The sequence below is a fragment of the Cedecea selenatireducens genome, from assembly GCF_042138895.1.
Classification (GTDB): domain Bacteria; phylum Pseudomonadota; class Gammaproteobacteria; order Enterobacterales; family Enterobacteriaceae; genus Cedecea; species Cedecea selenatireducens.
This window is the reverse complement of the sequence record NZ_JBHIKW010000001.1, coordinates 420249-444616: the sequence shown is the minus strand read 5'-3', so window position 1 is coordinate 444616 and position 24368 is coordinate 420249. Positions and strand designations below refer to the sequence as shown.

Sequence of the window (24368 nt, the reverse complement as noted above, 5' to 3'; positions counted from 1 at the left end):
ATGGGAGAAATCAATCGCAGAGAATTGCGGTTTCTAAAGCGAGCTCAATCATTTTGTCTAACGTGTTTTGGAGTTCTTCTGCCGTCGGCTCTTCACCCGTAACGCTGCTTACGCAGGCCGTTAGCAGGCTCAGGGCTTTGGCGCGGTACTGCGCGGCGATAGTGAATAGCGCCGAGGTTTCCATTTCCACCGCAAGGATGTTCATCTTTTTGAGGGCAGGGAGCATGCCTTCGGGTTTGTCGTACAGCAGGTCGTTGGTGAAGGTGTTGCCGAACTGGGTCGGAATATTATTTTGCTCAGCCGCCATCCAGCAGCGGCGCAGTAGGTCAAAGTCCGGCACGGCCGCGTAGTCATAGCCGCCAAAGCGGTCGCGGTTTACCGAAGAGGACGTCCCCGCGCCGGTGGCGACAATCACGTGGCGCATATCCACGCTTTCATCCACCGCGCCACAGGTGCCGATGCGAATAAGCTGCTTAACGCCAAACGCGTTGATCAATTCATGGACGTAAATCGAAACGGACGGAATGCCCATCCCGTGCGCCATCACGGAAAGACGCTTGCCCTTGTAGTAGCCGGTAAAGCCGAACATATTGCGGGTATCGCACACGCGCTTTGCATCGGTTAAATAAGTCTGCGCGATGTACTGCGCGCGCAGCGGGTCGCCGGGCATGATCACGGTTTCGGCAAAGTCGCCTGGGTTGGCGTTAATATGTGGCGTCATCAGACGATCTCCTGGCTGGTTTCATGCCGCTAAGATAGAAACCCCGTCGCTTGCAGAAAAAGGCAAATGTCCGACCGGACTGACGGCGATCACAAAATTGATTTTTGCCCTGGCAAGAAAAGAGAAACGCCAGGGCTGGCAAGGGATGAGTAAAACGCGGAGTATTGACAATACCGAGGGACGATAGTTAATCTCAGCCGCCTTTTTCACCGCAGAGTCTGGTGAAACAGGCAATACTTGACGAGTTAGTGACCTTATTTTGCTGCGTGGCAGCCCTGCCGGAGAGCGACAACACCATGAATATTATTCAGCAGTTCGCTCAGCGCGGGCACCAGATCCTGCGCGATGCCGTGTACGCCGCGCCGCTTAAAACCAAAGAGATCGGCCCCGACGAATTTATTCTGCGTCAGGGCGAAGAGATCAAAGCGCTTTACTGGATAACGCTCGGCGAGTACACCATGCACTACAACGCCGAAAACGGGAAAGCGTTCAGCCTGGGGCAACGCTTCGTCAGCGATACCATCATCGGCGAAATTGAATATCTTACCCACACGCCGAGCCAGTTCTCGGTCGTGGCCCACGACACCATGGCGGTAAAAGTCATCCCGCTGGCGATGATGGACACCATCCTGACCAGCCACGCGGAAGTCGGCGTCTGGCTCAGCCAGCTGCTTTCCACCAGCTACCAGCGCGGAATGGCGAGAACCATGGAACGCTTCCTGCAGCCGCTGGTGTTTAACATCGTGGCCGACCTGTATGAACGCCATCAGCAGAACAAGCCGCTGGTGGACTTCTCGCAGGTGTCCCGCGAGGCCGAACGTTTTGGCTGCTCCGAAAGAACCTACCGCCGCGTCATTAATCAACTGATAGAAGAGCAGTACATTCAGAAAGTGGCCCATGAGTACGTGATTTGCGACATAGAGAAATTCCGCCAGGTGCTGACCCATCCAGGGCGCATTGGCTAGCAAAATTTATGTAGCAAACGGCTAAAAAACCGGGAAAAAACGGTGATAGACTCCGGCAATACATCATCCGCAAGGGAGTAGGGCTGTGAGTGAGTCCGTCGAAAATCAGAACGCGTTTAAGCATGCTTTTAATCATGCGCTTTTGCAGGAAATTGCGAACTTAATCGCGCAGCACTATCCCGCCTTTAACGTCGATGCCTTTCTAAAAAAAGCAGAGAAGCTGGATAAGCTGGAGATGAAGGCCAGGGTCCAGACCATCCGCGACGCGCTGGCGGCTGAGCTGCCGCAGGACTACCCGGCGGCACTGGGCGTGGTGGTTTCGGTATTAAAAGAGAATAAGCTTCGCGGTTTTGCCGTCTGGCCCTTCGCGGAGTTTATTCAGGTTTATGGCCTGGACCAGCCGGAAATTTCCCTCGAAGCCCTGAAAGTGGTCACCGTTTGTTTTACCGCCGAATGGGCGGTGAGGCCTTTTATAAAACAGGATCCTGACGCAACCATGCGCTTTCTGCTCAAATGTGCGCAGGACGAAAGCGTGGACCTTCGCCGCTGGGCTTCGGAAGGCACACGCCCGCGCGTGCCGTGGGGCGAAAAGCTGCATCTGTTTATCAAAGACCCGGCGGGAACACGCGCGATTCTGGATGCCCTGAAGTTCGACCCGGAGCTGTACGTCCGAAAAAGCGTGGCCAACCACCTGAACGACATCACCAAAGATCACCCGGACTACGTAATTCAGCTCCTGCAAAGCTGGCAGCAGCAGGCGAAACAGTCCGGCAGTGAAGAGGTAAAAAAAGTCGCGTGGATAACCCGCCACTCGCTGCGCACCTTAATTAAGAACGGTCACCCGGACGCGCTGGCGCTGATCGGCGTGCAGCACGGCGCGGACGTCGCGTTGGATGCCTTCTCCATCAGGCAAAAAGCCATCGCCCTCGGAGGAAACCTGGAATTTAAGGTCAGCCTGCGCTCAACCAGCGACGCTCCACAAAATATCGTTGTCGATTACGTGCTGCACTTTATGAAAGCCAACGGCAGCACCGCCCCGAAGGTCTTCAAGCTCCGCGCGTTCGAACTCCCGGCCGGAGGCACGGTCACCATAGAGAAAAAGCACGCGGTGAAGAAAATCACCACCCGCCAGTATTACCCCGGCGTGCAACTGATTGAGATCCAGGTCAACGGAAAGGTGCTTGGGGGAGAGGAGTGGGCGTTGGATTTATAGCAAGTATTCGCCACCGGCGGTTTGCGGGTGGCGACAGTTTTACTGCTCTTTAGTCTTACGTTGGCCGACAGCCAGGTTTGCTCAGGGGCAACGCCTAACGCATCGGCAATAAGCCTTTCCCCTTTAGGCCAGCGCGCTTTAACGCATTTGCCAGCGTAAAAGACGCCAGCCCAGCTTTACGATACACCGCCGCCAAAAACGGACCTTGTACACTCAAAAGAACTGAGGCCGGGCAGAGTGAAATGCTTTTTATGTTTGCTTTTATCTATTGTTATAGATATCAGGCCGGGTAATAGCCCACGCGTAATTTTTCTTATTCACCGGTTCATAGCCAAATTTTTCATAAAGCCAGGGCGCAGTTGTTGTGAATAACAAGACCCTGCGAAGCTTTTCAAACACCGGGTGGCTATGAATACATTCCATAAGCCATCTTCCTAACCCGTCGCCCTGGTATTCCTCAAGTACATACACATCACAAAGATACGCGAAAGTTGCATAATCCGTTATCAGACGTGCAAATCCTGCCTGGGATTCATTATGATAAATGCCAAAGTTAAGGCTGTTCGCTGCTGAAGTGGTGACAGTTTCCAGATCGATACCTTTTGCCCATGTGGATCTTGTCAAATACTGATGCACAGCCTGTATGTTCAACTTTGCATTGTCAGTACTAATCAGAAAATCATTCATCCGCCATTCATGTATCGCTGAAATGCTCACTTTGACACCTGCACAGATACTTTAGGGAGGCTTAACCTTAGCATTGTCTAAGAGAAATGATCCGAACTGAATCGAGCTGACTTCCAAAGATTGAACCGTTAGCGCTAAAGCACAACATCCGCAGTTCGCTCAAAGCAGAAGCAAAGAATCAAAAGCAAAAGTCCGCTTAAGTTTCTTTCAGTTGACTTCTTAAATATCACTCGTTCGCACTACAGCAGCGCTGTTATGGATTCGCCTGGCGGCATTTTGTCTCATGAGGGCAGTTGAGCCGCGTACAGGGTACATGATAAGGTGTTCTTTAAATCAACAGGGAAAAGACAATGCCAAAACAATTGTTCAAGCCGTCAGAAGTGCAACAAACGTTTGCCCAACTCAACATGCGTATCAGCAATGAGGAGCTCTTTGAGGCAATCGTCAATGTGCCGACCATGACGCCAATCGAACTTGCGGCTATTTCTCTGCCGCCAGGCTATCAGCTTGTGCGTATTGATAACCGATTGCCTGCCGTTCCTTTTGAGCATTTCGAGCTAGTGGTTATCAACCATCTGTTGCGCGAGGTGGTCTATTACAACCGCGTAATAATCCAGCCGGATGCCTTCCTGAACCATTTGCCCGTGACGCAGATTCTGGTATGGCGTACACCAAACCCAGTGCACAATGCTGCGTTGCAGGGACTGGCCGGTAAAGTGTTTACCTTGTATTTGCTGAAAAATTACAATGTGGTGATAACTGACCGCCACCAGACGCAGCAGGGGCAAAACTTTTGGTTAACGCGGCTGTATGAAGCGCTGGCGGCAAATAAATTCGTGTATGGGTATGACATGATCTCTTGCGAGCTGCGCCAGATAGAAACGCCTGAGCAAATAGGGCAGGTAACAGAGTGGCTTTGGGGAGATGATGATAACTACCAAAACCGCCTGGCGATTATCAGCGTAATGCCATTGCCAGCCGCAGAACAGACCTCATGATTGACGTTAAAGCATTACGCGAGAGTTTGGGTATCAATCGTGCCGAATTTGCTGATGCGGTCGGGACTTCGGTTGCGCTGGTGCAGAGTTGGGAGTTGGGGCGACGCCAGCCAAACGGCACGGCCTTAAAGCTCCTGTCATTATTGCAGCGTAACCCTAACCTGATAAAAGATTTGAGAGCATAAGAATCCGGGTGATCGCCGAGCTTGGTGGCAGCAGGTAGCGCTTTTTCCTGAACCATCAAAAGCAAAAAGCCCGCTTAAGTTTCCTTAAGCGGGCTTCTCGAATATGGCTCCTCTGACTGGACTCGAACCAGTGACATACGGATTAACAGTCCGCCGTTCTACCGACTGAACTACAGAGGAATCGTTTGAACGGGGCGAATATTAGCGGCGGCTCAGGGGCTTGTCAAAGGCAAAATCTCACGGTGCGGTGCGTTTGCAGAAACTATCAACATCTTGTTGCCTTTTCAGGCAATCAGAGACAAAAAAATCCTTTGCAGGATAACGATTTGTCGCCCATTATTTGAAATGCCGTTTTATCTTTCCTTGCAGGTCCTCGCTTGAACTTACATGCAGTCCTTCGCCAGACCGTGGCGAAAACGCCGTGGTACGCCAAACGTAAGAGTTATCGGGTGCTGTTCTGGCGAGAGATAACGCCGCTGGCGGTGCCTATCTTCCTAGAAAACACCTGCGTGCTGCTGATGGGCGTACTCAGTACCTTCCTCGTCAGCTGGTTAGGGAAAGAGGCGATGGCGGGCGTGGGACTCGCCGACAGCTTTAATATGGTTATTATGGCGTTCTTCGCCGCTATCGACCTTGGCACCACGGTGGTGGTGGCGTTCAGCTTCGGCAGGCTGGATCCGGAGCGGGCGAGGGCGGCGGCCAGGCAGTCGCTGATCCTGATGACCATCGTGTCATTTATTATGGCCGCAGGCATTCACCTGGCGGGCACGCATATCATCGATGTCATCGCCGGGAACGCCACGCCAGAAGTAAAAGGTCTCGCGCTTTCCTACCTGCAAACCACCGTCTGGAGTTACCCGGCGGCGGCCATCGCGCTTATCGGCAGCGGTGCGCTGCGCGGGGCGGGGAACACCAAAATCCCGCTGCTGATTAACGGCGGCATGAACATCCTCAATATCATCATCAGCAGCATTCTTATCTACGGCATCTTCGGCTGGGGCGGGCTGGGCTTTGTCGGCGCAGGCCTGGGGCTGACCATTTCCCGCTATATCGGCGCGGCGGGTATTATTTTCGTGCTGATGATTGGCTTTAATCCGGCGCTACGCATTTCGCTGAAAAGCTACTTCACGCCGCTCAACTGGGGCATTTTATGGGAAGTGCTCGGCATCGGTATCCCGGCCAGCGTCGAGTCGGTGCTGTTCAACGGCGGCAAGCTGCTGACGCAAATGTTCGTCGCCGGGATGGGCACCAACGTCATTGCCGGGAACTTTATTGCCTTCTCCGTGGCCTCGCTGATTAACCTGCCGGGCAACGCCCTCGGGTCGGCGTCAACAATAATCGTCGGCAGGCGGCTTGGAAAAGGGCAAATCGGCCAGGCCGAGCGCCAGCTGCGCCACACGTTCTGGCTCGCCACGATTGGCCTGACGGTCATTGCCTGGGGAACCGCGCCGTTCGCCGGGCTGTTCGCCTCGTTCTATACCAGTGAAGATGACGTCAAAGAAGTCGTTAAAGTCCTGCTGTGGATGAACGCCGCGTTTATGCCTATCTGGGCCGCGTCCTGGGTGCTGCCGGCCGGGCTGAAGGGCGCGCGCGATGCCCGCTACGCGATGTGGGTGTCGATGGCGGGAATGTGGGGTTGCCGTGTTATCGCCGGTTACACGCTGGGGATTGTGCTCGGGATGGGCGTGGTGGGCGTCTGGCTGGGGATGTTCGGCGACTGGGCGGTGCGCGGCGCGTGCTTCTACTGGCGAATGATCAGCGGTCGCTGGCTGAAAAAATACCCACGACCGCCGAAAGAACCGCTTACGGTGCCAGAAGAAAGCGCCGTTTAGCGATCGAAAGCCCCGGCAATGGCACGCATGTCGTTGCCGGTTGGCGTCTGGTGAATACGCAGCCCAAACTCGTCCACCACGGCAAAAATGTGGTCGAAGATATCGGCCTGGATGCTTTCATACTCCGCCCACACCACGGTGTTGGTGAAGGCATAAATTTCCACCGGCAGCCCTTCGCTTTCAGGGGCAAGCTGGCGCACCATCAGGGTCATGTCTTTGCGAATTCGCGGGTGGCTACGCAGGTACTCATTCAGGTAAGCCCGGAAGGTGCCGACGTTGGTCATTTTGCGCTGGTTCAGCACCGAGTCGTCGGCGTGCTGCTGGTTATATTCGCTGATCTCTTTCCCGCGCTCTGCCATATACGGTTGCAGCAGCTTCGCCTTAAGGAGTTTCTCCTGCTCGTCCTGCGACAGAAAACGAATGCTGGTAGTGTCAATGTTCACGCTGCGCTTAATGCGTCGCCCGCCGGAGGCCGACATCCCGCTCCAGTTTTTAAAGGCGTCAGACACCAGGGCGTAGGTTGGGATGGTGGTAATGGTATTGTCCCAGTTGCGGACTTTCACCGTCGTCAGGCCGATGTCGATCACCGCGCCGTCCGCGCCGTATTTAGGCATTTCCAGCCAGTCGCCCATCTTCAGCATGCTGTTGGCAGAGAGCTGGATCCCGGCCACCAGGCCAAGAATCGGATCTTTAAACACCAACATCAGCACGGCGGCCATCGCGCCGAGGCCGCTTATCAATATTGCCGGGGATTTCCCAATCAGCAGCGAAACCATCATGATGCCGACGACAATCGCGGCCAGCAGCTTCACGCCCTGGAAAATACCCTTCAGCGGCAGTTGAGAAGCGAAAGAGAATTTACCCGACAGGCCGAAAATCACATCCAGCAGGGAGAAGAAGGACATCAGCGCGTAGAGCATCACCCACAGCTGGGCGCAGGTGGTCAGAATGGTCGCCGCGTCGCTGCCTTTTTGCAGCCATAACACAGCCTGAACGTTAACGATGATGCCCTGCAGCAGAAACGCCAGCCGGTGAAACAGCTTGTTCTGGGTGATTATCTGCAGCGAGAGGCTGGAGCTGGACTGCGCCCGCTTCTCAAAGGCCCGCAGTACAATGCCGTGCAGAATAAAATGCACGACCAGCGCGGTCAGAAAAATGATGCCGAAAATGACGATCAGGGAAGTGGTGTGGTTGGGTTCAATACCGTATTGCTCGAGGGCGGATATCAATTCCTGCATAACGTCTCCTTTGAAAACAAGAGGACATCATGCCCTCTGCAGCCAGCGGTCGCAACCCGACCGTTCAATTTGTAAACATATTCACCGCCGATCCTTACAGAATTTTCTCGGGGCGGTTATGCTTAACGTATTCACGTCATGTTAACTAACAGGGAAATTATGATTCGTTTCTCCACGCTGGCTTTTGCTCTGGCGGCGGTCACGCAAAGCGCGATGGCCGTAACTTATCCTTTGCCGCCGGAAGGCAGTCGCCTGGTTGGCGCACCGATCACGGTAACCGTGCCGGAGGGCAACAAGGAGCCGCTGGAACATTTTGCCGCTCAGTACGGGCAGGGCTTCAGCAATATGCTGGAGGCTAATCCGGGCGTCGATCCGTTCCTGCCCAAAGTCGGCACGCAATTGGTTATTCCGCAGCAGGTTATTTTGCCTGACACCGTGCGTGAAGGGATTGTGGTGAACGTGGCGGAAATGCGCCTCTACTATTATCCAAAGGACAGCAACACGGTTGAAATCCTGCCGATCGGCATCGGTCAGGCCGGGCGTGAAACGCCGCGCAACTGGGTAACTCGCGTGGAGCGCAAGCAGGACGCCCCGGCCTGGACGCCAACCCCGAACACCCGCCGCGAGTACGCCAAAGAAGGCAAAACGCTGCCTGCTTTTGTGCCGCCGGGGCCGGATAACCCGATGGGCCTGTATGCCATTTACATCGGCAAGCTGTACGCCATTCACGGCACTAACGCCAACTTTGGCATCGGCCTGCGCGTCAGCCAGGGCTGTATCCGCCTGCGCAACGACGACATTAAATTCCTGTTCGATAATGTGCCGGTCGGGACTCGCGTACAGCTGATTGACCAGCCGGTGAAAGCCACCACAGAGCCGGACGGCAAGCGCTGGTTAGAGGTTCACGAGCCGCTGTCGCGTAATCGCGCGGAGTTTGAGTCCGACAAAAAAGTCCCGCTGCCGATGACCACGATATTGCGCAGCGAAACTCAGGCGTCGGATGTGCATGCTGCCGTCGTCAGCGAGGCGTTGAATCGCCGTTCCGGTATGCCGGTACAAATAAATGCAGCCGCTACGGAGTCCGGGCGACTGTAATTATCAGTAAGAAAAAGAAAAGCTCGCCATGTGCGAGCTTTTCTTTATTTGAATAATTCTGCCGTGGCGAAGAGCTTATTTTGCCCGCCTGCGGAGGTCACTTTAAAAGAGGTTGCTCCGGCCTTATCAGCTTTGTCGGAAAGCTGATTAATAGCCTGGTCAAGCGTAGTTGCGCCGCTGGTTGAAATGGAGCCTATGCTTTGCCCGGCGCTTGCCTGCTGAACTTCAGTGGCGGCTAAAACCGTGCCGGTCAGGGCGGTAAATACGGTAAGGGCAAGGGCGGAAGTTATCATTTTACGCATCATAATGAGTCTCTCAATGTGGGTAATAAGCGAGTCGTCGGTGAATGCGTTGCATGCTACGTTGCCGCCGGGCTAATGAATAGCAGGGGTTATTGATGAAGACTTTCAAAAATTCTGGCTGGTAATATCTGGGTGTTATTGACTGTAAATTAGCTTAAGCCGCCTTATATTTTCCTTAATTAATCTGCCGCAACGTGAAGTTTTCGCGGCGATAAAGCTTTGGGCCGTTAATAAAAAAACGCACGGAGGGATCGCTCCGTGCGTCGGGTTTATTTAAACCCCAAGGCGATCGCGAAGACTGTAGTAAGCCGCGCCCATCGCGGTAAACGGAATACGGAACGTGCGCCCACCAGGGAACGGATAGTGCGGCAGGTTGGCGAAGGCGTTGAAGCGCTCGGCGTCACCGCGCAGCAGCTCTGCAATCAGGCGGCCAGCCAGATGGGTATAGGTGACGCCGTGCCCGCTGCAGCCCTGGCTGTAGTAAATATTGTTATCCAGACGGCCCACCTGCGGCATGCGGGACAGCGTCAGCAGGAAGTTCCCGGTCCAGCTGTAGTCAATCTTCACGCCTTTCAGCTGCGGGAAGGTTTTCAGCAGGTTAGGCATCACCAGGCGCTCAATATCTGCCGGGTCACGCGCGCCGTAGACCACGCCGCCGCCGTACAGCAGGCGGTTGTCGGCCGTCAGGCGGTAGTAATCCAGCAGGTAGTTACAGTCTTCCACACAGTAATTTTTCGGGATCAGCGAACGGGCAAGATCTTCGCCCAACGGCTCGGTGGTCAGCACCTGGGTGCCGCACGGCATGCTACTTTTTGCCAGCTCTGGTTCGAGCTTATCGCCAAGGTAGGCGTTACCGGCCACGATCACGTACTTCGCCGTGACCTTGCCTTTCGCCGTGCTGACGACGGCCGGACTGCCGTGCTGAATATGGGTCACCGCAGACTGTTCGAATACTCGGCCACCGTTGAGGCGAATGGCGTTAGCTTCGCCAATGGCCAGGTTTAGCGGATGAATATGGCCGCCGCTGTGGTCGAGCAGGGCACCCACGTAACGATCGCTGTTCACTTCGCGTTTGATTTCGCCGGCATCCAGCAGCTCCAGCTGGGTATTGCCATAGCGCTCCCAGTTAGCTTTCTGCTCTTCAAGCTTTTCCAACTGCTTGTGGTTCATCGCAACGAACAGGCCGCCAGGGCGATAGTCGCAGTCAATCTGATAGCGCTTAATGCGTTCGCGAATAATTTCTCCGCCTTCAAACATCATGCCGCCGAGCATTTTGGCCGCTTCCGGGCCATAGCGGCGCTCAATCACATCAATATCGCGGCTGTAGGAGTTAACCAGCTGCCCGCCGTTGCGCCCGCTGGCGCCAAAGCCGATGCGGGCGGACTCTAACAGCACCACGTCATAGCCCATTTCGGACAGATGTAGCGCAGAAGAAAGGCCGGTATAGCCGCCGCCGACCACGCACACGTCGCAGGTTACGGACTCGGTCAACTGCGGGAAGGGCTCATATTGATTGGCGCTGGCCGCGTAATAGCTGGTGGTATGTTCAGTCATGATGAAGGCTCCAGGGCAATCCAGATGGTTTTCAGTTCGCTAAATTTTTCGAGGGCATGCAGGGACTTATCGCGTCCGTTGCCGCTCTGCTTGTAGCCGCCAAACGGGACGGTCATATCGCCGTCATTGTAGTTATTGACGAAAACGGAACCTGCTTTAAGGCTGCGGCTCATACGGTGGGCTCGGGAAAGATCGCGGGTCCACACTGCGGCACCGAGGCCGTAGTCGCTGTCGTTGGCAAGCGATAGCGCCTGAGCTTCGGAGGTAAAGCGGGTGACGACGAGCACCGGGCCAAAGATCTCTTCCCGGCCGACTCGTGCATCCGCTGCGGTGTCGATGAAAATCGTCGGGCCGATGGCCGCCGGGTGGCTGCCGTTACGCCCGTCGAGCGCCAGCTTGCCCTGGCTTTCGCCATCGCGAATAAAGCCGTGGACGTTGTCGGCGTGGGCGCTGTCGATAAGCGTGCCCATCGTCGTTTCAGGGTCCAGCGGGTTGCCTGGCTGCCAGTTTTTGGCCTGCTCTTTCAGCAGGGCGATAAACTCATCGGCGATGCTTTCTTCTAACAGCAAGCGAGTACCGGCGATGCAGACCTGGCCCTGGTTATAGAAAATACCGGCGGCGGTGGTGGCGGCGGCCTTTTTCAGATCCGGGCAGTCGGCGAAAACGATATTGGCGCTTTTGCCGCCCGCTTCCAGCCAGACGCGCTTCATGTTGCTGTCGCCTGCATCTTTTAGCAGCTGTTTGCCGGTACGGGTGGAGCCGGTGAAGGTAATCACGTCCACGTCCGGGTGCTGAGCCAGCGCCTGTCCCGCTTCGTGACCAAACCCGGTCACGACGTTAAACACGCCGTCCGGCAGGCCAGCTTCTTTGGCCAGCGCCGCAAGGCGAATGGCCGACAGCGGTGATTTCTCCGAAGGCTTGAGGATGACGCTGTTGCCCGCGGCCAGCGCCGGGCCGAGCTTCCAGCAGGCCAGCAGCAGCGGGAAGTTCCAGGGCACAACGGCGGCAATCACGCCAACCGGTTCGCGCACAATCAGCGCCAGTTCGTTCACGCCTGTGGTGGCGACTTCACCGTACACTTTGTCGATGGCTTCGGCGTACCAGCGAATAGCGCGGGCGCTGCCCGGAATATCATCACGCAGGCTATGGCGGATAGGTTTGCCGGTGTCGAGCGTCTCCAGCAGCGCCAGTTCCTCGTGATGCTGTTCCATTAAATCTGCCAGCTTGCCGAGCACGGCTTTGCGTTTTGCCGGGGACGCCTGCGCCCAGTCGCCACGCTCAAAAACACTGCGAGCTGCCCGAACGGCAACGTCCACGTCCGCTTTTTTACCACGGGCGACTTCGGCGAGATTGCGTTGCGCAAAAGGATCGACGGTACTGAATGTTTCGCCGTCTTTGGCAGAGCAATATTCGCCGTTAATAAACAGGCGGGTTTCCGGCGAGGCATTTTTTGCTTTTTCCTGCCAGTAATTAAGATGCTGAAAGTCCATGATGACTCCTTTTATTCAATCGGATAAATGGCCTTACTGGGTTCTTCAGGCAAATTTGGGCTGCAAAAAGCCCCAGGAATTGAGTCCTGTTAAAAACGTGGTTTAAATAAGGCCTGAAAAACTCAGGCCTGGAAATAATTAGAACGTGGTGGGGGTGTGGGCGCTGATAATGCGGCAAATACCTGCCGAGGTGTTGCTGAAGCTGTGCGGCATGCTGGTGTTAATCGCATAGCTTTGCCCCGCAACAAGGTGCCAGGTTTGCCCGTTTACGGTCAGAACCACTTCACCTTCCAGTATCGTGCCCGTCTCCTCACCCTGGTGTTTGATCCTCTCGCCGGTGGTTGTGCCCGGCTGATAGGTCTCAATGATCATCGCCAGCGTACGGTTAGGATTCCCATTGTGTATTAATTTCATTGAAACACCCTGACTGCCTATTTCAATCAGGTCGTCATAATTAATAACCACCTGCGGCTCATCAGGTTTTTCCGGTTCCGCGAAGAACTCGGAGAGCGACAGCCCGTAGACTTTCAGCAGCTTTTGCAGCGTACTGATGGCAGGACTTACTTTGTCCTGTTCTATGGTGCTGATGGCGCTATGCGTTAATCCAGACAGTTCGGCGGCACGACGTTGAGAAAGACCCAGTTGCTGGCGGATCGCTGACAAACGTTTACCCGGCGCCAGGCCGTCATCGCTCATATTGGCATTTCCTTAACAGTAGTGGTCAGAGCCGCTGTTTTTCAGACAGGTGCTTCTGACAGGCATTGATAAAACCTTCAAGCAACAAACGCGACAGGGCGTATTCGCTACTGTTCCATTCTGGGTGCCACTGAACGCCGAGGGCAAAAGGATGATCGTGAACGCTTGCCGCCTCCACCAGTCCATCCTGCGACCTTGCCTCTACGCGCAGCAGCGGGCCCACCGTTTTCGCTCCCTGGCCATGTAATGAGTTAACCCAAAACGTGTTGCAACCCGGTATTAAATGCGAAAGCAATCCTCCCTCCTGTACCTGAACTTCATGTGAAGGTGCGTACTGCTGCTCCACGGGAAGCTCGGGATCTTCACGGTGTTCCAGAAGCTGAGGCTGATCGCACAGGCGACGATACAGAGTCCCGCCTGTGGCGACAACCAGTTCCTGTAAACCCCGGCAAATGGCGAAAATGGGAATGCGCCTTTTGAGCCCGGCGGCGATAAGCGCCATGCTCAGTTCATCACGCCCTGGGTCGGCGTCAGGCTCATCGCCATTTTCACCATAGAGGTGCGGCTGCACGTTGCTGGGGCTGCCCGGCAGGAAGATCCCGTCCAGTTTTGGCAGCAGCGCATTCAGCAGTTCAGGCTCTGCCAGCGCGTGGGGAAGGGCTATCGGTAACCCGCCGGCGTTCAACACGGCATTCAGGTATTTTTCTTGCAACGTCTGGGTCAGATGACCCTTAAGCCTGTTCCTGCACATCACGACACCAATCACTGGCTTGTCAAATATATCGACCATGATCAACCTCACATAATGGACTAAATTATTGCCAAACGATTCCATGTTGCCCGTATCCGTTCAATATTTTTTCAATCTAGCAGCGGTGTAACGTCCTTGCAAACTTAAATTAACATTTGACAAACATTTTGTTTCACACCATTGTCGATAAGTGGACATTATATTTAACGGTCGACATCAGCGACCGGCATCCAACGCAACGGCGGTGAATCATGGAAACCAATATCGTAGAAGTTGAGAATTTTGTTCAGCATTCCGAAGAGAGACGAAGTAGCGCGTTTGCACGCGAAGTGAATACCTTTCTTGAGCGTTATCCCAATACCCAATATGTCGATGTCCTGCTTACTGACCTGAACGGCTGCTTCCGCGGAAAACGTATTCCGATCGCCGGTCTGCGTAAGGTAGAGAAGGGCTGTTATTTCCCGGCGTCGGTGTTTGCCATGGATATCCTCGGCAATGTAGTAGAAGAGGCCGGGCTTGGGCAGGAACTGGGCGAGCCGGATCGCCGCTGTGTGCCGGTGCCGGGAACGCTGACGCCGTCGGCGGCAGATCCCGAGTTTATCGGCCAGATGATGTTAACCATGCTGGACGAAGATGGCGCTCCCTTTGACGTTGAGCCGCGGAACGTGCTGAACCGACTCTGGCAGCAACTGCGCCAGCGCGGCCTGTTCCCCGTGGTAGCGGTAGAGCTGGAGTTCTATTTAATCGATCGCCAGCGCGATGCAGAAGGCTACCTGCAGCCGCCTTGCGCGCCGGGCACCGACGACCGTAATACCCAAAGCCAGGTCTATTCCGTCGATAACCTGAACCACTTTGCCGATGTGCTGACCGACATCGACGATCTGGCTCGCCTGCAGCTGATCCCGGCGGATGGCGCGGTGGCAGAAGCCTCGCCAGGCCAGTTCGAAATCAACCTCCATCACACCGATAACGTGCTGGATGCCTGCGATGATGCGTTAGCGTTAAAACGCCTGGTGCGAACTGTCGCAGAGAAGCATAAGATGCACGCCACTTTTATGGCGAAGCCTTACGAAGAGCATGCGGGCAGCGGGATGCATATCCACATCAGCGTGCTGAATAACAAAGGCGAAAACGTGCTGGCGGACGCCGACGGCGAAGACTCTGCGCTGCTGAAACGTGCGCTGGCGGGCATGATCCACCTGATGCCGTCTTCTATGGCGCTGCTGGCGCCGAACGTGAACTCGTGGCGCCGCTTCCAGCCGGGGATGTACGTCCCGACCCAGGCTTCATGGGGGCATAACAACCGTACCGTGGCGCTGCGTATTCCGTGCGGTGACAGGGACAACCACCGCGTGGAGTACCGCGTGGCGGGGGCGGATGCCAACCCGTATCTGGTGATGGCGACGATCCTCGCCGGGATTTTACACGGCCTGGATACCGACCTGCCGCTGCAGGAAGAAGTTGAGGGCAACGGGCTGGAGCAGGAAGGGCTACCGTTCCCGATTCGCCAGAGCGACGCGCTGTGGGAATTCACTCAGAACGATAGTTTGCGCGAACTGCTTGGCGAGCGTTTCAGCCACGTGTTCCACGCGTGTAAGCACGATGAGCTGGTGCAGTTTGAGCGTTTAATCACGGAAACTGAAATTGAGTGGATGCTGAAAAACGCCTGATAGTGGCTCCTGCCCGGCGGAGCAAGCGTGGCCGGGCAAGCTGATAAATAAGTAGCATCATGCGGGCTGAGCGGAGCCAGGCCGGACGTTTTGCAGGGCAACCTGCCATTTCCCGAAGTCGCGTAACGGAGCGCAGGCGGCAACGGGTCTTCTGTTAACGACAATGTGTACGACGAGGAAATGAGATGATGCAGACGCAAATGTTTAAATATCCGCACGGCGAGGGCGAACGCTGCTGCCGTATTGATAACGACGGGCCAGCGGCGTGCGTGAGTCCGATAACAATTCCCCGACAGTTACGATTAACCCCCAGGCTAAGCAGGTTTGCCCGAACGAAGAACGCTTCGCAAACCTGTATCTGCGTGGGGGGACATCGTCATGGCGACTAATTCCTCCGTAGACATCGCTTCGCAGGCGGGTAAGCCGCAGCTGCGCAAATCTCTAAAACTCTGGCAGGTAGTGGTGATGGGGCTGGCCTATCTCACGCCAATGTCGGTGTTTGATACCTTTGGTATCGTGTCCGGCATCAGCGACGGCCACGTGCCTGCGTCCTATCTGCTGGCGCTGGCTGGCGTGCTGTTTACCGCCATCAGCTACGGCAAGCTGGTGCGCCAGTTCCCGCAGGCGGGTTCAGCCTATACCTATGCCCAAAAGGCCATTAGCCCGCACGTGGGTTTTATGGTGGGCTGGTCGTCGCTGCTGGATTATTTGTTCCTGCCAATGATCAACGTCCTGCTGGCAAAAATTTACCTTTCGGCGCTGTTCCCGGAAGTCCCGCCGTGGATTTGGGTGGTGGGCTTTGTTTGCATTCTGACGGCGGCGAACCTGAAGAGCGTTAACCTGGTGGCGAACTTCAACACCCTGTTTGTGCTGGTACAGGTCGCCATCATGGTGGTGTTTATCATTCTGGTGGTGCAGGGGCTGCATAAAGGCGAGGGCGTGGGGACCGTGTGGTCGCTGCAGCCGTTTATCAGCGAAAATGCACACCTGATCCCGGTGATTACCGGCGCGACGATAGTCTGCTTCTCGTTCCTCGGCTTTGACGCGGTCACCACGCTTTCGGAAGAGACGCCCGACGCGGCCCGCACCATTCCTAAAGCCATTTTTCTGACCGCAGCCTACGGCGGCATTATCTTTATCGTGGCGTCGTTCTTTATGCAGCTGTTCTTCCCGGACATCAGTCGCTTCAAAAACCCGGACGCGGCGCTGCCGGAAATTGCGCTGTACGTCGGCGGCAAGTTGTTCCAGTCGATTTTCCTCTGCACGACCTTCGTGAATACCCTGGCTTCCGGTCTTGCCTCTCATGCCAGCGTTTCACGCTTGCTCTACGTGATGGGACGCGACAACGTGTTCCCGGAAAAATACTTCGGCTACGTGCACCCTAAATGGCGCACCCCGGCGCTGAACGTGATCATGGTGGGCATCGTGGCGCTGTCCGCGCTGTTCTTTGACCTGGTGACGGCGACGGCGCTGATCAACTTCGGCGCGCTGGTGGCCTTTACCTTCGTGAACCTGTCGGTGTTTAACCACTTCTGGCGTCGCGAAGGCCGCAACAAAACCTGGCGTGAGAAGCTGCACTACCTCATTCTGCCGCTGATCGGCGCGACAACGGTGGCGGTGCTGTGGGTGAACCTGGAAGTGACTTCCCTGACGCTCGGGCTGGTGTGGGCCGCGGTCGGCGTCCTGTACCTGACCTTCCTGACCCGCCGTTTCCGCAGGCCACCGCCGGTGTTTGACGCCAGCAAGGCCGAGCGTGCCTGGGAGTAAAGCCAGGCCGCGTCAGAGAATAAAAAGCCCGCTTAAGAAGGTTAAGCGGGCTTTTCACCTTCGATCTTCCTCCGGCGCAGCCCGAATACGGAAGCTGCGCCGCATTTCGTTTATCCAAACCGCCATAATCCTTTGAACCGCAGAAACAGTTTTTCTATTATCGGCCTTCTTACTTGAAAAATGCCGGATCTGCCCTTCGATGGATTAAGACTTGCTTTACGCACTATTACGCTAAGGAAATCACAATGAATCTGATGAATAATTGTGCATCCCCTACCGTGAATGTTATATTAAAATATAATATTCGGAGGTGCTCTATGCATAAAACTCGCCTTAAAAAGGTCGGCGGCTCTATCATGCTGGCGGTTCCTCCCGCCGTGCTGAAAACGTTGGAGCTGTCGACGGACAGCGAAGTGGGCATGACCATTGATAATGGCTGCCTGATTATTGAACCCCAGAAACGGCCTCGTTATTCGCTTGAGGAACTGCTGGCGCAGTGCGACCCGCACGCCGAAATGAGTGAAGATGATCGAGAATGGATTGATTCGCCTGCGGTAGGCAAGGAGATCCTGTAAATGGACAGAGGGGAAATCTGGCTCGTTTCACTGGATCCAATTGCCGGTCACGAGCAAAGTGGAAAGCGTCCGGTACTTATCGTCTCGAAGGCATCGTTTAACAAGCTGACCCGACTACCCGTTGTTGTTCCTGTCACCAGCGGAGGAAACTTTGCCCGTACAGCCGGTTTTACCGTTTCACTGGATGATGCTGAGACCAAAACGACGGGTGTTATTCGCTGTGATCAACCGAGAACGATTGATATGGCGGCCAGAAATGGTAAGCGTCTGGAACGTCTACCCGAGGCTATTGTGAATGAAGTGCTGGCAAGGCTGGACGCTATTCTGAGTTAATCTCAACACATACAAAAGCAAAAAGCCTGCTTAGTTTCCTAAGCAGGCTTCTTAAATATGGCTCCTCTGACTGGACTCGAACCAGTGACATACGGATTAACAGTCCGCCGTTCTACCGACTGAACTACAGAGGAATCGTGTGAACGGGGCGAATACTAGCGGGGTGAGTCTGGGTTGTCAAAGGCTGTTTTGGTGAAATGCGTTCAACTGCCGATTAATCCAGCAAATCAATGAAAAAGGCCGCATTTCTGCGGCCATTGAGCGGTTACCTGCGTCGCTGAACGCTGGCCGGTTCCGTAGCTGAAGCAAGCCAGCGGCGGGTTTCTTCCCCAACGCGCGAAGAGAGCGTCTGGCGCACCTGCCGGTGGTAATCATCAAGCCAGGCTATCTCCTGGGTACTCAGCAAATCAAAATCTACCGCCGACAGGTCAATAGGGATAAGCGTCAGCGACGAGAACTTGCAGAAGCCCGGCCGGGAGGCAACCACCTCGACCTGGTTTTCGATGCGGATCCCGTGGCTATCCGCCAGGTAATAACCCGGCTCGATGGTGATGATGTTGCCCGGCAGCATCGGCCACGGGTTCACCTTCTTCGCCATGCGGTGCGGGTTTTCATGGATCATCAGCCGATGGCCGACGCCATGCCCTGTGCCGTGGTCATAATCCAGCCCAAGTTCCCAAAGCGGGCGACGGGCAAAGGCATCGAGCTGGTGGCCCTGAGTCCCCTGCGGAAACTGGAGTGAGATCAGCGCCAGGAAGCCTTTTAGCACGGCGGTGTAGTGCAGGCGCCGGGTTGCATCCAGCTCGCCAAAGCTGAGCGTGCGCGTGGCGTCCGTCGTGCCGTTGATATACTGCCCGCCGGAATCATTCAGGTAGAACTGCTCGCCGGTGAGGGCGAAATTCGTTTCCGGTGAAGAGTGGTAATGGCACATTGCGGCGTTGCTGCCCGCTGCGGAAATGGTGCTGAAGCTCTGCTCGGTAAAAGTGGCACCTTGCTGGCGGAAGCTCAGCTGTTTTTCCTGGGCTTCCAGCTCGGTGACCGGGTTGCCTGCGGCCTCGCGCAGCGGCACTTCATGGGTTAGCCAGCTCAGGAAATTCACCCAGGCCACGCCGTCTTCGACGTGGCTGTCGCGGTAGCCCGCCAGCTCGGTTTCATTCTTATTGGATTTGATAAGGGTAATAGGGTCGGGTGCCCACAACACGCTGCCGCCACCTTGCTCGACGGCAAAGCGCGCCGCGACCGGCGCAGAGTCAGCATCAATCAGAATACGTTTACCTGCCGCCGCCTGCTGGCAGCGGGCGAGGAATTCACCCATCGGGCTGTGAGATATGCCGCTGAGCTGGGCTTTATCCAGATTGTGCAGTTTGCCCTCGTCGACAAACCACTCAATGCCGCCGTCGGCGCTCACCAGCGCGAAGGAGTGAGGCACCGGGTTCATCGCAATATCCGAACCGCGCACGTTCAGCAGCCAGGCGATATTGTCCGGCAGCGTCAGGGCCAGATAATCGGCCCCGGCTTTGTGTAGCGCCTGCGCCACACGATCGCGTTTTGAGGCAGAACTTTCGCCACTGATTTCGTCCGGCATGGCGCTGATTTCCCCGCAGGGTGCCACAGGGCGGTCTGGCCAGATCGTGTCGAGCGGGTCGTCATCCACCGCCACCAGGTCACAGCCGCTGGTGCGCAGGCTTTCGTACTGGCTGTTAACCATCAGCAGCGGCTCGAAGGCGATGCGTTTGCCCGCAGGCAGGTTGTCCCGCAGCCACAGGTGCAGCGGCTCCTCGTGCAGGTGATGAATCTCGAAGTCCTGCAGGTTCACCTGATGGCGAGCCTGAACCTGGTAGCGCCCGTCCACGAACAGCAGGGCGCGGTCGGCGAGGATCAGCGCCAGCCCGGCTGACCCGGTAAAGCCGCTGATAAACGCCAGTTTATTATCATGAGCGGCACAATCTTCGCTCTGATGGGCGTCGGCACGCGGCACGATGATCCCATCCAGCTCGCGTTCTTTGAGTAGCGCACGCAGGGCGCCAAGTGATGAAGTGTGTTGCATCCAGCTTCCTTATTATTTTTGTTAACGGAACGGCGGCTCGTTGAAGGTACGCAGCTTGCGCGAGTGCAGCTTTTCGCCTTCTGCGCGAAGCAAATCAATGGCGCGAATGCCAATTTGCAGGTGTTCGGAAATCGCCCCTTCATAGAAGCGGTTGGCCTGGCCCGGCAGTTTGATTTCCCCATGAAGAGGTTTGTCGGAAACGCACAGCAGCGTGCCGTATGGCACACGGAAGCGGTAACCCTGCGCGGCAATGGTGGCGCTTTCCATGTCGATAGCCACCGCGCGGCTGAGGTTAAAGCGCAGCGCGGAGGCAGAATAGCGCAGCTCCCAGTTTCGGTCATCGGTGGTGACCACCGTCCCGGTGCGCAGGCGTTGTTTAACTTCTTCGCCCGGCATGCCGCTGACCTGTTTGGTGGCGTCATAAAGGGCGCGCTGCACCTCGGCGATGCTTGGAATCGGGATATCCGGCGGCAGCACCGCGTCCAGCACGTGGTCATCGCGCAGGTAGGCGTGGGCCAGCACGTAGTCGCCAATCTGTTGGCTTTCGCGCAGGCCGCCGCAGTGGCCAATCATCAGCCAGGCATCCGGGCGCAGCACCGCGAGGTGGTCGCAGATAGTTTTGGCGTTTGACGGGCCCACGCCAATGTTAATCAGCGTAATGCCGCTGCCGTTTTTGTCGATCAGGTGCCAGGCAGGCATCTGGTGCTTTTTCCACGCCAGATCGGAAATGGCTTCTTCCGGGGCTTCCGTTTCGGCGGTAAGCCAGGTGCCACCGGCGCAGGAGAGGGCGATGTACGGGCTGTCCGGGTCGAGTATCTGCTGGCAGCCCCAGCGGACGAACTCGTCCACATAGCGGGTGTAGTTGGTGAACAGCACGAAAGGCTGGAAGTGTTCAACCGGCGTGCCGGTGTAGTGGCGCAGGCGTGCCAGCGAGAAATCCACGCGGCGGGCGTCAAAGTGCGACAGCGGCCAGGCTTCCGTCGGGTGGAACAGGCCGTCGGCGGTTTCATCGCCAATCTGCGACAGCTCGGTGGTCGGGAAATGGCGCGTCAGCCCGGCGCTCATGGTGCGGTCGAGGTTCAGGCCGTCAAGCACGTAAGGGTAAGGGATCTCGTGCTGAGAAGGCCCAACCTCGATGTGGACGCCATAGTCTTCACACAACAGGCTCAGCTGTTCGTTCAGATAGTCGCGGAACAATGCGGGGCGAGTCACCGTGGTGGTGTAGCTGCCGGAGTGGGTAAAGCGGGCGTAGGAGCGGGTATTTTTGGGGCCACGGGGAACGCCGTCCCAGCTGACGCGCAGTTCAGGGTAGACAAACAGCCCGTCGGAGCGGGCGTCGACGTCCGGCAGCGTGCCTTGTTGAGTGTAAAGGGCAATCGCGTCGCGAAGGGCGGTTACCGAAGTTTCGTACAGGGCTTCCAGCTTATCCAGGGCCTCAGCAGGCGTCAGCCCCTGGCATACAGCGTTATTATTCATTGATTCTCCTTTACCGGTTCAGGCCGGATTAGATATTCAGTATGTCATGCCGGGAGCAGAACGGAAGGGGAACCGGGCCCGAGTTGCGAGCCTCATAAAAAATTCATCACAAATAAATGAATACCCGCGCAAAGACTGCCGATAACCCCTTTGATACCCGAGATTGATGGGATAACGACAATAATGATTAGGGGAACAACATGGGGATGTTTAAGAATTTTACCGTACGCAGGGTGATGCTCACCGTGCTGGGGCTGTTCTGCCTGCTGTGGTCGGCCGTCGGCGTGTTTACCGTCTATTCACTGGCGAAGCTTGGGGACGGTAACGCCGTTGATCATCAACTGGTGTCACAGATGACGATTCTCAGCAAAGGGAATGACCAGTACTTCCGCTTTATTACCCGCCTGTCGAGGGTGATGGAAGCGAAGGCCGCAGGCGAAACTGCCGACTTTAAGCCCGTGCAGGAAGCGCTGGATAACATGAAAAGCGAGCTTGAGCGCCTGAAAAGCGTTTCACCGGGCCCGATGGACCCGCTGGTTTCCGCCGACGTGATAGCAAAATGGCAGCAGCTTTTGGATAACGGCGTGGCGGTACAGATGCAGCTTGCTCAGCAGGGGAGCGCGGGAGATTATCGCCAGCAGGCCACCCAGGTTACGCCGCCCCTGAGCAGGGCGTTTGGGGCCAGCAGCAGCAAATTTACCGCCGTGGCCGAAGAACGTCTGGACCGCACCCGAGTGGCCGTAGACTCGCTAACCCGGCTGATGAAAATCACCGTGCTGGTGGCGATTGTTATTGGTCTGCTAATCCTGCTGTTTACCGACCGCTACCTCGTGAACCTGCTGGTGAAGCCGCTGGATCGCATTCGTGAACATTTCTCGGTTATCGCAAAAGGCGATCTCAGCCATCCCGTGGAGGACTTTGGGCGCAATTGCGTAGGCAAACTGTTCCCGTTGCTTGCCGAGATGCAGGCCAGCCTTCGCGATGCGGTCAGCGCCATTCGCAGTGGCACGGAGAATATCTATCGTGGGTCGGCGGAAATCTCCTCCGGCAACAACGATCTCTCTTCGCGCACCGAAGAGCAGGCCGCCGCGCTGGAAGAAACCGCTGCCAGCATGGAACAGCTGACCGCCACGGTAAAATTTAACGCCGAGAACGCCCGCCAGGCCAGCAGCATTGCGGAGAAAGCGTCGCAAACCGCCAGCCGCAGCGGCAAGCTGGTTGGGGACGTGGTGGTCACGATGGAAGGGATCTCCGACAGCTCCCGTAAAATCAGTGAAATCACCAGCGTCATCAACAGCATTGCATTCCAGACCAATATCCTGGCGCTTAACGCCGCCGTAGAAGCCGCCAGAGCAGGCGAGCAGGGCAGAGGTTTTGCGGTGGTGGCGGGTGAAGTACGCAATCTGGCCAGCCGTAGCGCGGGCGCTGCGAAAGAGATTGAAACGCTGATTGCCGATTCGGTGAACCGGGTTAACAGCGGTGCGGCGTTGGTCAATGAAGCGGGCAACACCATGAAAGAGGTGCTGAAGGCCGTCTCCGATACTACGCAAATCATGAAGCAAATTGCCTCGGCGACCGACGAGCAGAGCAAGGGGATTTCGCAGGTGAGCGTGGCGGTCAGCGAAATGGACAGCGTGACCCAGCAAAACGCCGCCCTTGTCGAGCAGATCTCTGCGGCTGCGGCGGCGCTCGAAGGCCAGACTGAAATGCTGCAAAAAGCGGTGGCGCGATTCCGCCTGTCCGGGCGTGAAGAACAGGCCGTGGTGGAAACGAAGGTAAAACCTCAGGCGAAAGTCGCCGCTGCTGGCGCGGCGGGGGATGACTGGGTAACGTTTTAACTTTCTATCGTGGGCAGGGTGCGCATTGCGTTTTCGCAGCGTGCTTTGACCGCTTCGTGCAGTAACCGCACCGTGGCAGACAGCTGTTTACGGTGCGGGCAAATCATATTCAGCGGAATGCTATCCCCTTCGTACTGCGGCAGCAGCAGCTTCAGGCGGCCTGCCTGCACATCTTCGCTCACGTCCAGCCAGGATTTATAGGTAATGCCTTCGCCTTTGACCGCCAGGCGATGAATCACTTCCGCATCATCGCTCATCATCGTGCCTTTCACCGCCACCTGCTGCTCTTTGCCGTGCAGGCTAAACGACCAGCTATTGTGCACCCGCCCGCGCAGCACAAACGTGAGCGCGTTGTGCTGAGCCAGGTCGGCAAGGGTTTGCGGCTCGCCATTACGTTCAAGATAGGCCGGAGACGCCACGAGCACGCGGCGATTTTCTGGCGCGACGGGCAGGGCGATGTAAGACGCATCATCGTTGTTGCCATAGCGAAAAGCCACATCCACAGGGTCTTTAAACACGTCGGTTATCCTGTCGGAAAACAGAAGCTTCAGGCTCAGCGCCGGGTAAGTGCTGCGAAACTGACGGAAAACGTCGAGCAGCAAATTACGGCCCAGGTCGGAAGGGACGGCGATTTGCAGCGTACCTCGCACTTCGTCGCTGGGAGGCTGGATCTGCTCGTAGCCGGCATCAAGGGTTTGCAATACCTGCATGGCATAGGGCAGCCACGCTTCGCCTTCCGGCGTGAGCCTCAGGCTGCGGGTAGAGCGGGCGAACAGGCGAATATTGAGGTTTTGCTCCAGGCGCTTAATGGCCGTGCTCACCTGGGCTGGCTGCAGCCCGGCTTCTCTGGCGGTATCGCTAAAACTGTTTAACGCCGCGGCCCTGACAAACAGGGTAAGGTCTTCCAGCCTGAGCATTTTCACTCTCCGAGTATA

General features: G+C 56.2%; 22 protein-coding genes, 2 tRNA genes and 1 pseudogene. 11 read left to right on the top strand and 14 right to left on the bottom strand.

The annotated features are described in order from the left end of the window. Positions 1-10: 10 nt before the first annotated feature. Positions 11-724, bottom strand: a complete 714-nt coding sequence (gene deoD, locus ACE38U_RS02125; protein ID WP_235212943.1) for a purine-nucleoside phosphorylase — start codon at positions 722-724, stop codon at positions 11-13. 218 nt (positions 725-942) lie between these two features. On the opposite strand from deoD, the gene ACE38U_RS02120 reads away from it, so the two are divergent. Both ACE38U_RS02120 and ACE38U_RS02115 read left to right on the top strand, forming a co-directional pair. Next, positions 943-1686: a Crp/Fnr family transcriptional regulator gene (locus tag ACE38U_RS02120; protein ID WP_235212888.1), complete on the top strand. Its 744-nt coding sequence runs from the start codon at positions 943-945 to the stop codon at positions 1684-1686. 85 nt (positions 1687-1771) lie between these two features. After that, entirely contained in the window at positions 1772-2899 is a 1128-nt protein-coding gene (locus ACE38U_RS02115; RefSeq protein ID WP_176982027.1) for a DNA alkylation repair protein, read from the top strand. A 65-nt stretch (positions 2900-2964) separates the two neighbouring features. On the opposite strand, the pseudogene ACE38U_RS02110 reads toward ACE38U_RS02115, so the two are convergent. Beyond that, positions 2965-3143, bottom strand: a pseudogene (locus ACE38U_RS02110) (helix-turn-helix domain-containing protein); the annotation flags it as partial. A 17-nt stretch (positions 3144-3160) separates the two neighbouring features. After that, on the bottom strand, positions 3161-3616 hold the full coding sequence (locus tag ACE38U_RS02105) for a GNAT family N-acetyltransferase (protein ID WP_176982028.1): 456 nt from the start codon (positions 3614-3616) through the stop codon (positions 3161-3163). Between the two features lie 320 nt (positions 3617-3936). Here ACE38U_RS02105 and ACE38U_RS02100 point away from each other — a divergent pair, with 320 nt between their 5' ends. Then, positions 3937-4584 (top strand): hypothetical protein, encoded by a 648-nt coding sequence (locus tag ACE38U_RS02100; protein WP_176982029.1) that lies wholly within the window; start codon positions 3937-3939, stop codon positions 4582-4584. Continuing rightward, a complete protein-coding gene (locus tag ACE38U_RS02095; RefSeq protein ID WP_176982030.1) occupies positions 4581-4769 on the top strand; it encodes a helix-turn-helix domain-containing protein in 189 nt (62 codons plus the stop codon). Before ACE38U_RS02100 ends, ACE38U_RS02095 begins: the two co-directional genes overlap by 4 nt. Positions 4770-4873: 104 nt before the next feature. Here ACE38U_RS02095 and ACE38U_RS02090 read toward each other — a convergent pair. Further along, positions 4874-4949: transfer RNA gene (locus ACE38U_RS02090), tRNA-Asn, on the bottom strand. 197 nt (positions 4950-5146) lie between these two features. Here ACE38U_RS02090 and ACE38U_RS02085 point away from each other — a divergent pair. Continuing rightward, positions 5147-6601: an EmmdR/YeeO family multidrug/toxin efflux MATE transporter gene (locus tag ACE38U_RS02085; protein WP_038481414.1), complete on the top strand. Its 1455-nt coding sequence runs from the start codon at positions 5147-5149 to the stop codon at positions 6599-6601. Here ACE38U_RS02085 and ACE38U_RS02080 read toward each other — a convergent pair. Continuing rightward, positions 6598-7839, bottom strand: coding sequence for a mechanosensitive ion channel family protein (locus ACE38U_RS02080; RefSeq protein WP_375529066.1), 1242 nt, complete (start codon positions 7837-7839; stop codon positions 6598-6600). The genes ACE38U_RS02085 and ACE38U_RS02080 overlap by 4 nt on opposite strands. 159 nt (positions 7840-7998) lie before the next feature. Between ACE38U_RS02080 and ldtA the strand changes: the two genes are divergently transcribed. Next, a complete protein-coding gene (ldtA, locus tag ACE38U_RS02075; protein WP_375529065.1) occupies positions 7999-8934 on the top strand; it encodes a L,D-transpeptidase LdtA in 936 nt (311 codons plus the stop codon). Between the two features lie 44 nt (positions 8935-8978). Here the strand turns inward: ldtA and ACE38U_RS02070 are convergent, their stop codons facing one another. The 5 genes from ACE38U_RS02070 to puuD all read right to left on the bottom strand — a co-directional run bounded on the left by ACE38U_RS02070 (position 8979) and on the right by puuD (position 13766). Then, a complete protein-coding gene (locus ACE38U_RS02070) occupies positions 8979-9239 on the bottom strand; it encodes a YdgH/BhsA/McbA family protein (RefSeq protein WP_038481422.1) in 261 nt (86 codons plus the stop codon). A 270-nt stretch (positions 9240-9509) separates the two neighbouring features. Then, positions 9510-10790 carry an NAD(P)/FAD-dependent oxidoreductase gene (locus ACE38U_RS02065; RefSeq protein WP_038481425.1) on the bottom strand — a complete coding sequence of 427 codons (1281 nt, stop codon included), beginning with the start codon at positions 10788-10790 and terminating at the stop codon, positions 9510-9512. Further along, positions 10787-12280, bottom strand: a complete 1494-nt coding sequence (gene puuC, locus ACE38U_RS02060) for an aldehyde dehydrogenase PuuC (RefSeq protein WP_038481428.1) — start codon at positions 12278-12280, stop codon at positions 10787-10789. The genes ACE38U_RS02065 and puuC overlap by 4 nt, the downstream gene beginning before the upstream one ends. A gap of 138 nt (positions 12281-12418) precedes the next feature. After that, positions 12419-12976, bottom strand: coding sequence for an HTH-type transcriptional regulator PuuR (gene puuR / locus ACE38U_RS02055; protein ID WP_154189164.1), 558 nt, complete (start codon positions 12974-12976; stop codon positions 12419-12421). A gap of 25 nt (positions 12977-13001) precedes the next feature. Beyond that, positions 13002-13766, bottom strand: a complete 765-nt coding sequence (gene puuD / locus ACE38U_RS02050; protein WP_038481434.1) for a gamma-glutamyl-gamma-aminobutyrate hydrolase — start codon at positions 13764-13766, stop codon at positions 13002-13004. A 212-nt stretch (positions 13767-13978) separates the two neighbouring features. Here puuD and ACE38U_RS02045 point away from each other — a divergent pair, with 212 nt between their 5' ends. The 4 genes from ACE38U_RS02045 (at position 13979) to ACE38U_RS02030 (ending at position 18072) form a co-directional block, all read left to right on the top strand. Next, entirely contained in the window at positions 13979-15397 is a 1419-nt protein-coding gene (locus tag ACE38U_RS02045; RefSeq protein WP_038481437.1) for a glutamine synthetase family protein, read from the top strand. Positions 15398-15775: 378 nt separating this feature from the next. Continuing rightward, a complete protein-coding gene (locus ACE38U_RS02040) occupies positions 15776-17164 on the top strand; it encodes an APC family permease (RefSeq protein WP_038481440.1) in 1389 nt (462 codons plus the stop codon). 317 nt (positions 17165-17481) lie between these two features. Next, the gene (locus ACE38U_RS02035; RefSeq protein WP_375529064.1) at positions 17482-17739 is read left to right on the top strand and encodes an AbrB/MazE/SpoVT family DNA-binding domain-containing protein; all 258 of its coding nucleotides are present in this window, start codon (positions 17482-17484) and stop codon (positions 17737-17739) included. Beyond that, complete coding sequence (locus ACE38U_RS02030) at positions 17740-18072, top strand: type II toxin-antitoxin system PemK/MazF family toxin (protein ID WP_038481446.1); 333 nt, start codon at positions 17740-17742, stop codon at positions 18070-18072. It begins immediately after the preceding gene. Positions 18073-18130: 58 nt separating this feature from the next. Here the strand turns inward: ACE38U_RS02030 and ACE38U_RS02025 are convergent. The 3 genes from ACE38U_RS02025 to ACE38U_RS02015 form a co-directional block, all read right to left on the bottom strand. Next, positions 18131-18206: transfer RNA gene (locus tag ACE38U_RS02025), tRNA-Asn, on the bottom strand. A gap of 131 nt (positions 18207-18337) precedes the next feature. Then, positions 18338-20119 (bottom strand): aminopeptidase P family protein, encoded by a 1782-nt coding sequence (locus ACE38U_RS02020; protein ID WP_375529063.1) that lies wholly within the window; start codon positions 20117-20119, stop codon positions 18338-18340. A 21-nt stretch (positions 20120-20140) separates the two neighbouring features. After that, positions 20141-21595, bottom strand: coding sequence for an AMP nucleosidase (locus tag ACE38U_RS02015; RefSeq protein WP_176982039.1), 1455 nt, complete (start codon positions 21593-21595; stop codon positions 20141-20143). Between the two features lie 200 nt (positions 21596-21795). On the opposite strand from ACE38U_RS02015, the gene ACE38U_RS02010 reads away from it, so the two are divergent. After that, a complete protein-coding gene (locus ACE38U_RS02010; protein WP_375529062.1) occupies positions 21796-23433 on the top strand; it encodes a methyl-accepting chemotaxis protein in 1638 nt (545 codons plus the stop codon). On the opposite strand, the gene ACE38U_RS02005 is transcribed toward ACE38U_RS02010, so the two are convergent. Next, positions 23430-24350 (bottom strand): LysR family transcriptional regulator, encoded by a 921-nt coding sequence (locus tag ACE38U_RS02005; protein ID WP_038481454.1) that lies wholly within the window; start codon positions 24348-24350, stop codon positions 23430-23432. The genes ACE38U_RS02010 and ACE38U_RS02005 overlap by 4 nt on opposite strands. Positions 24351-24368 lie beyond the last annotated feature (18 nt).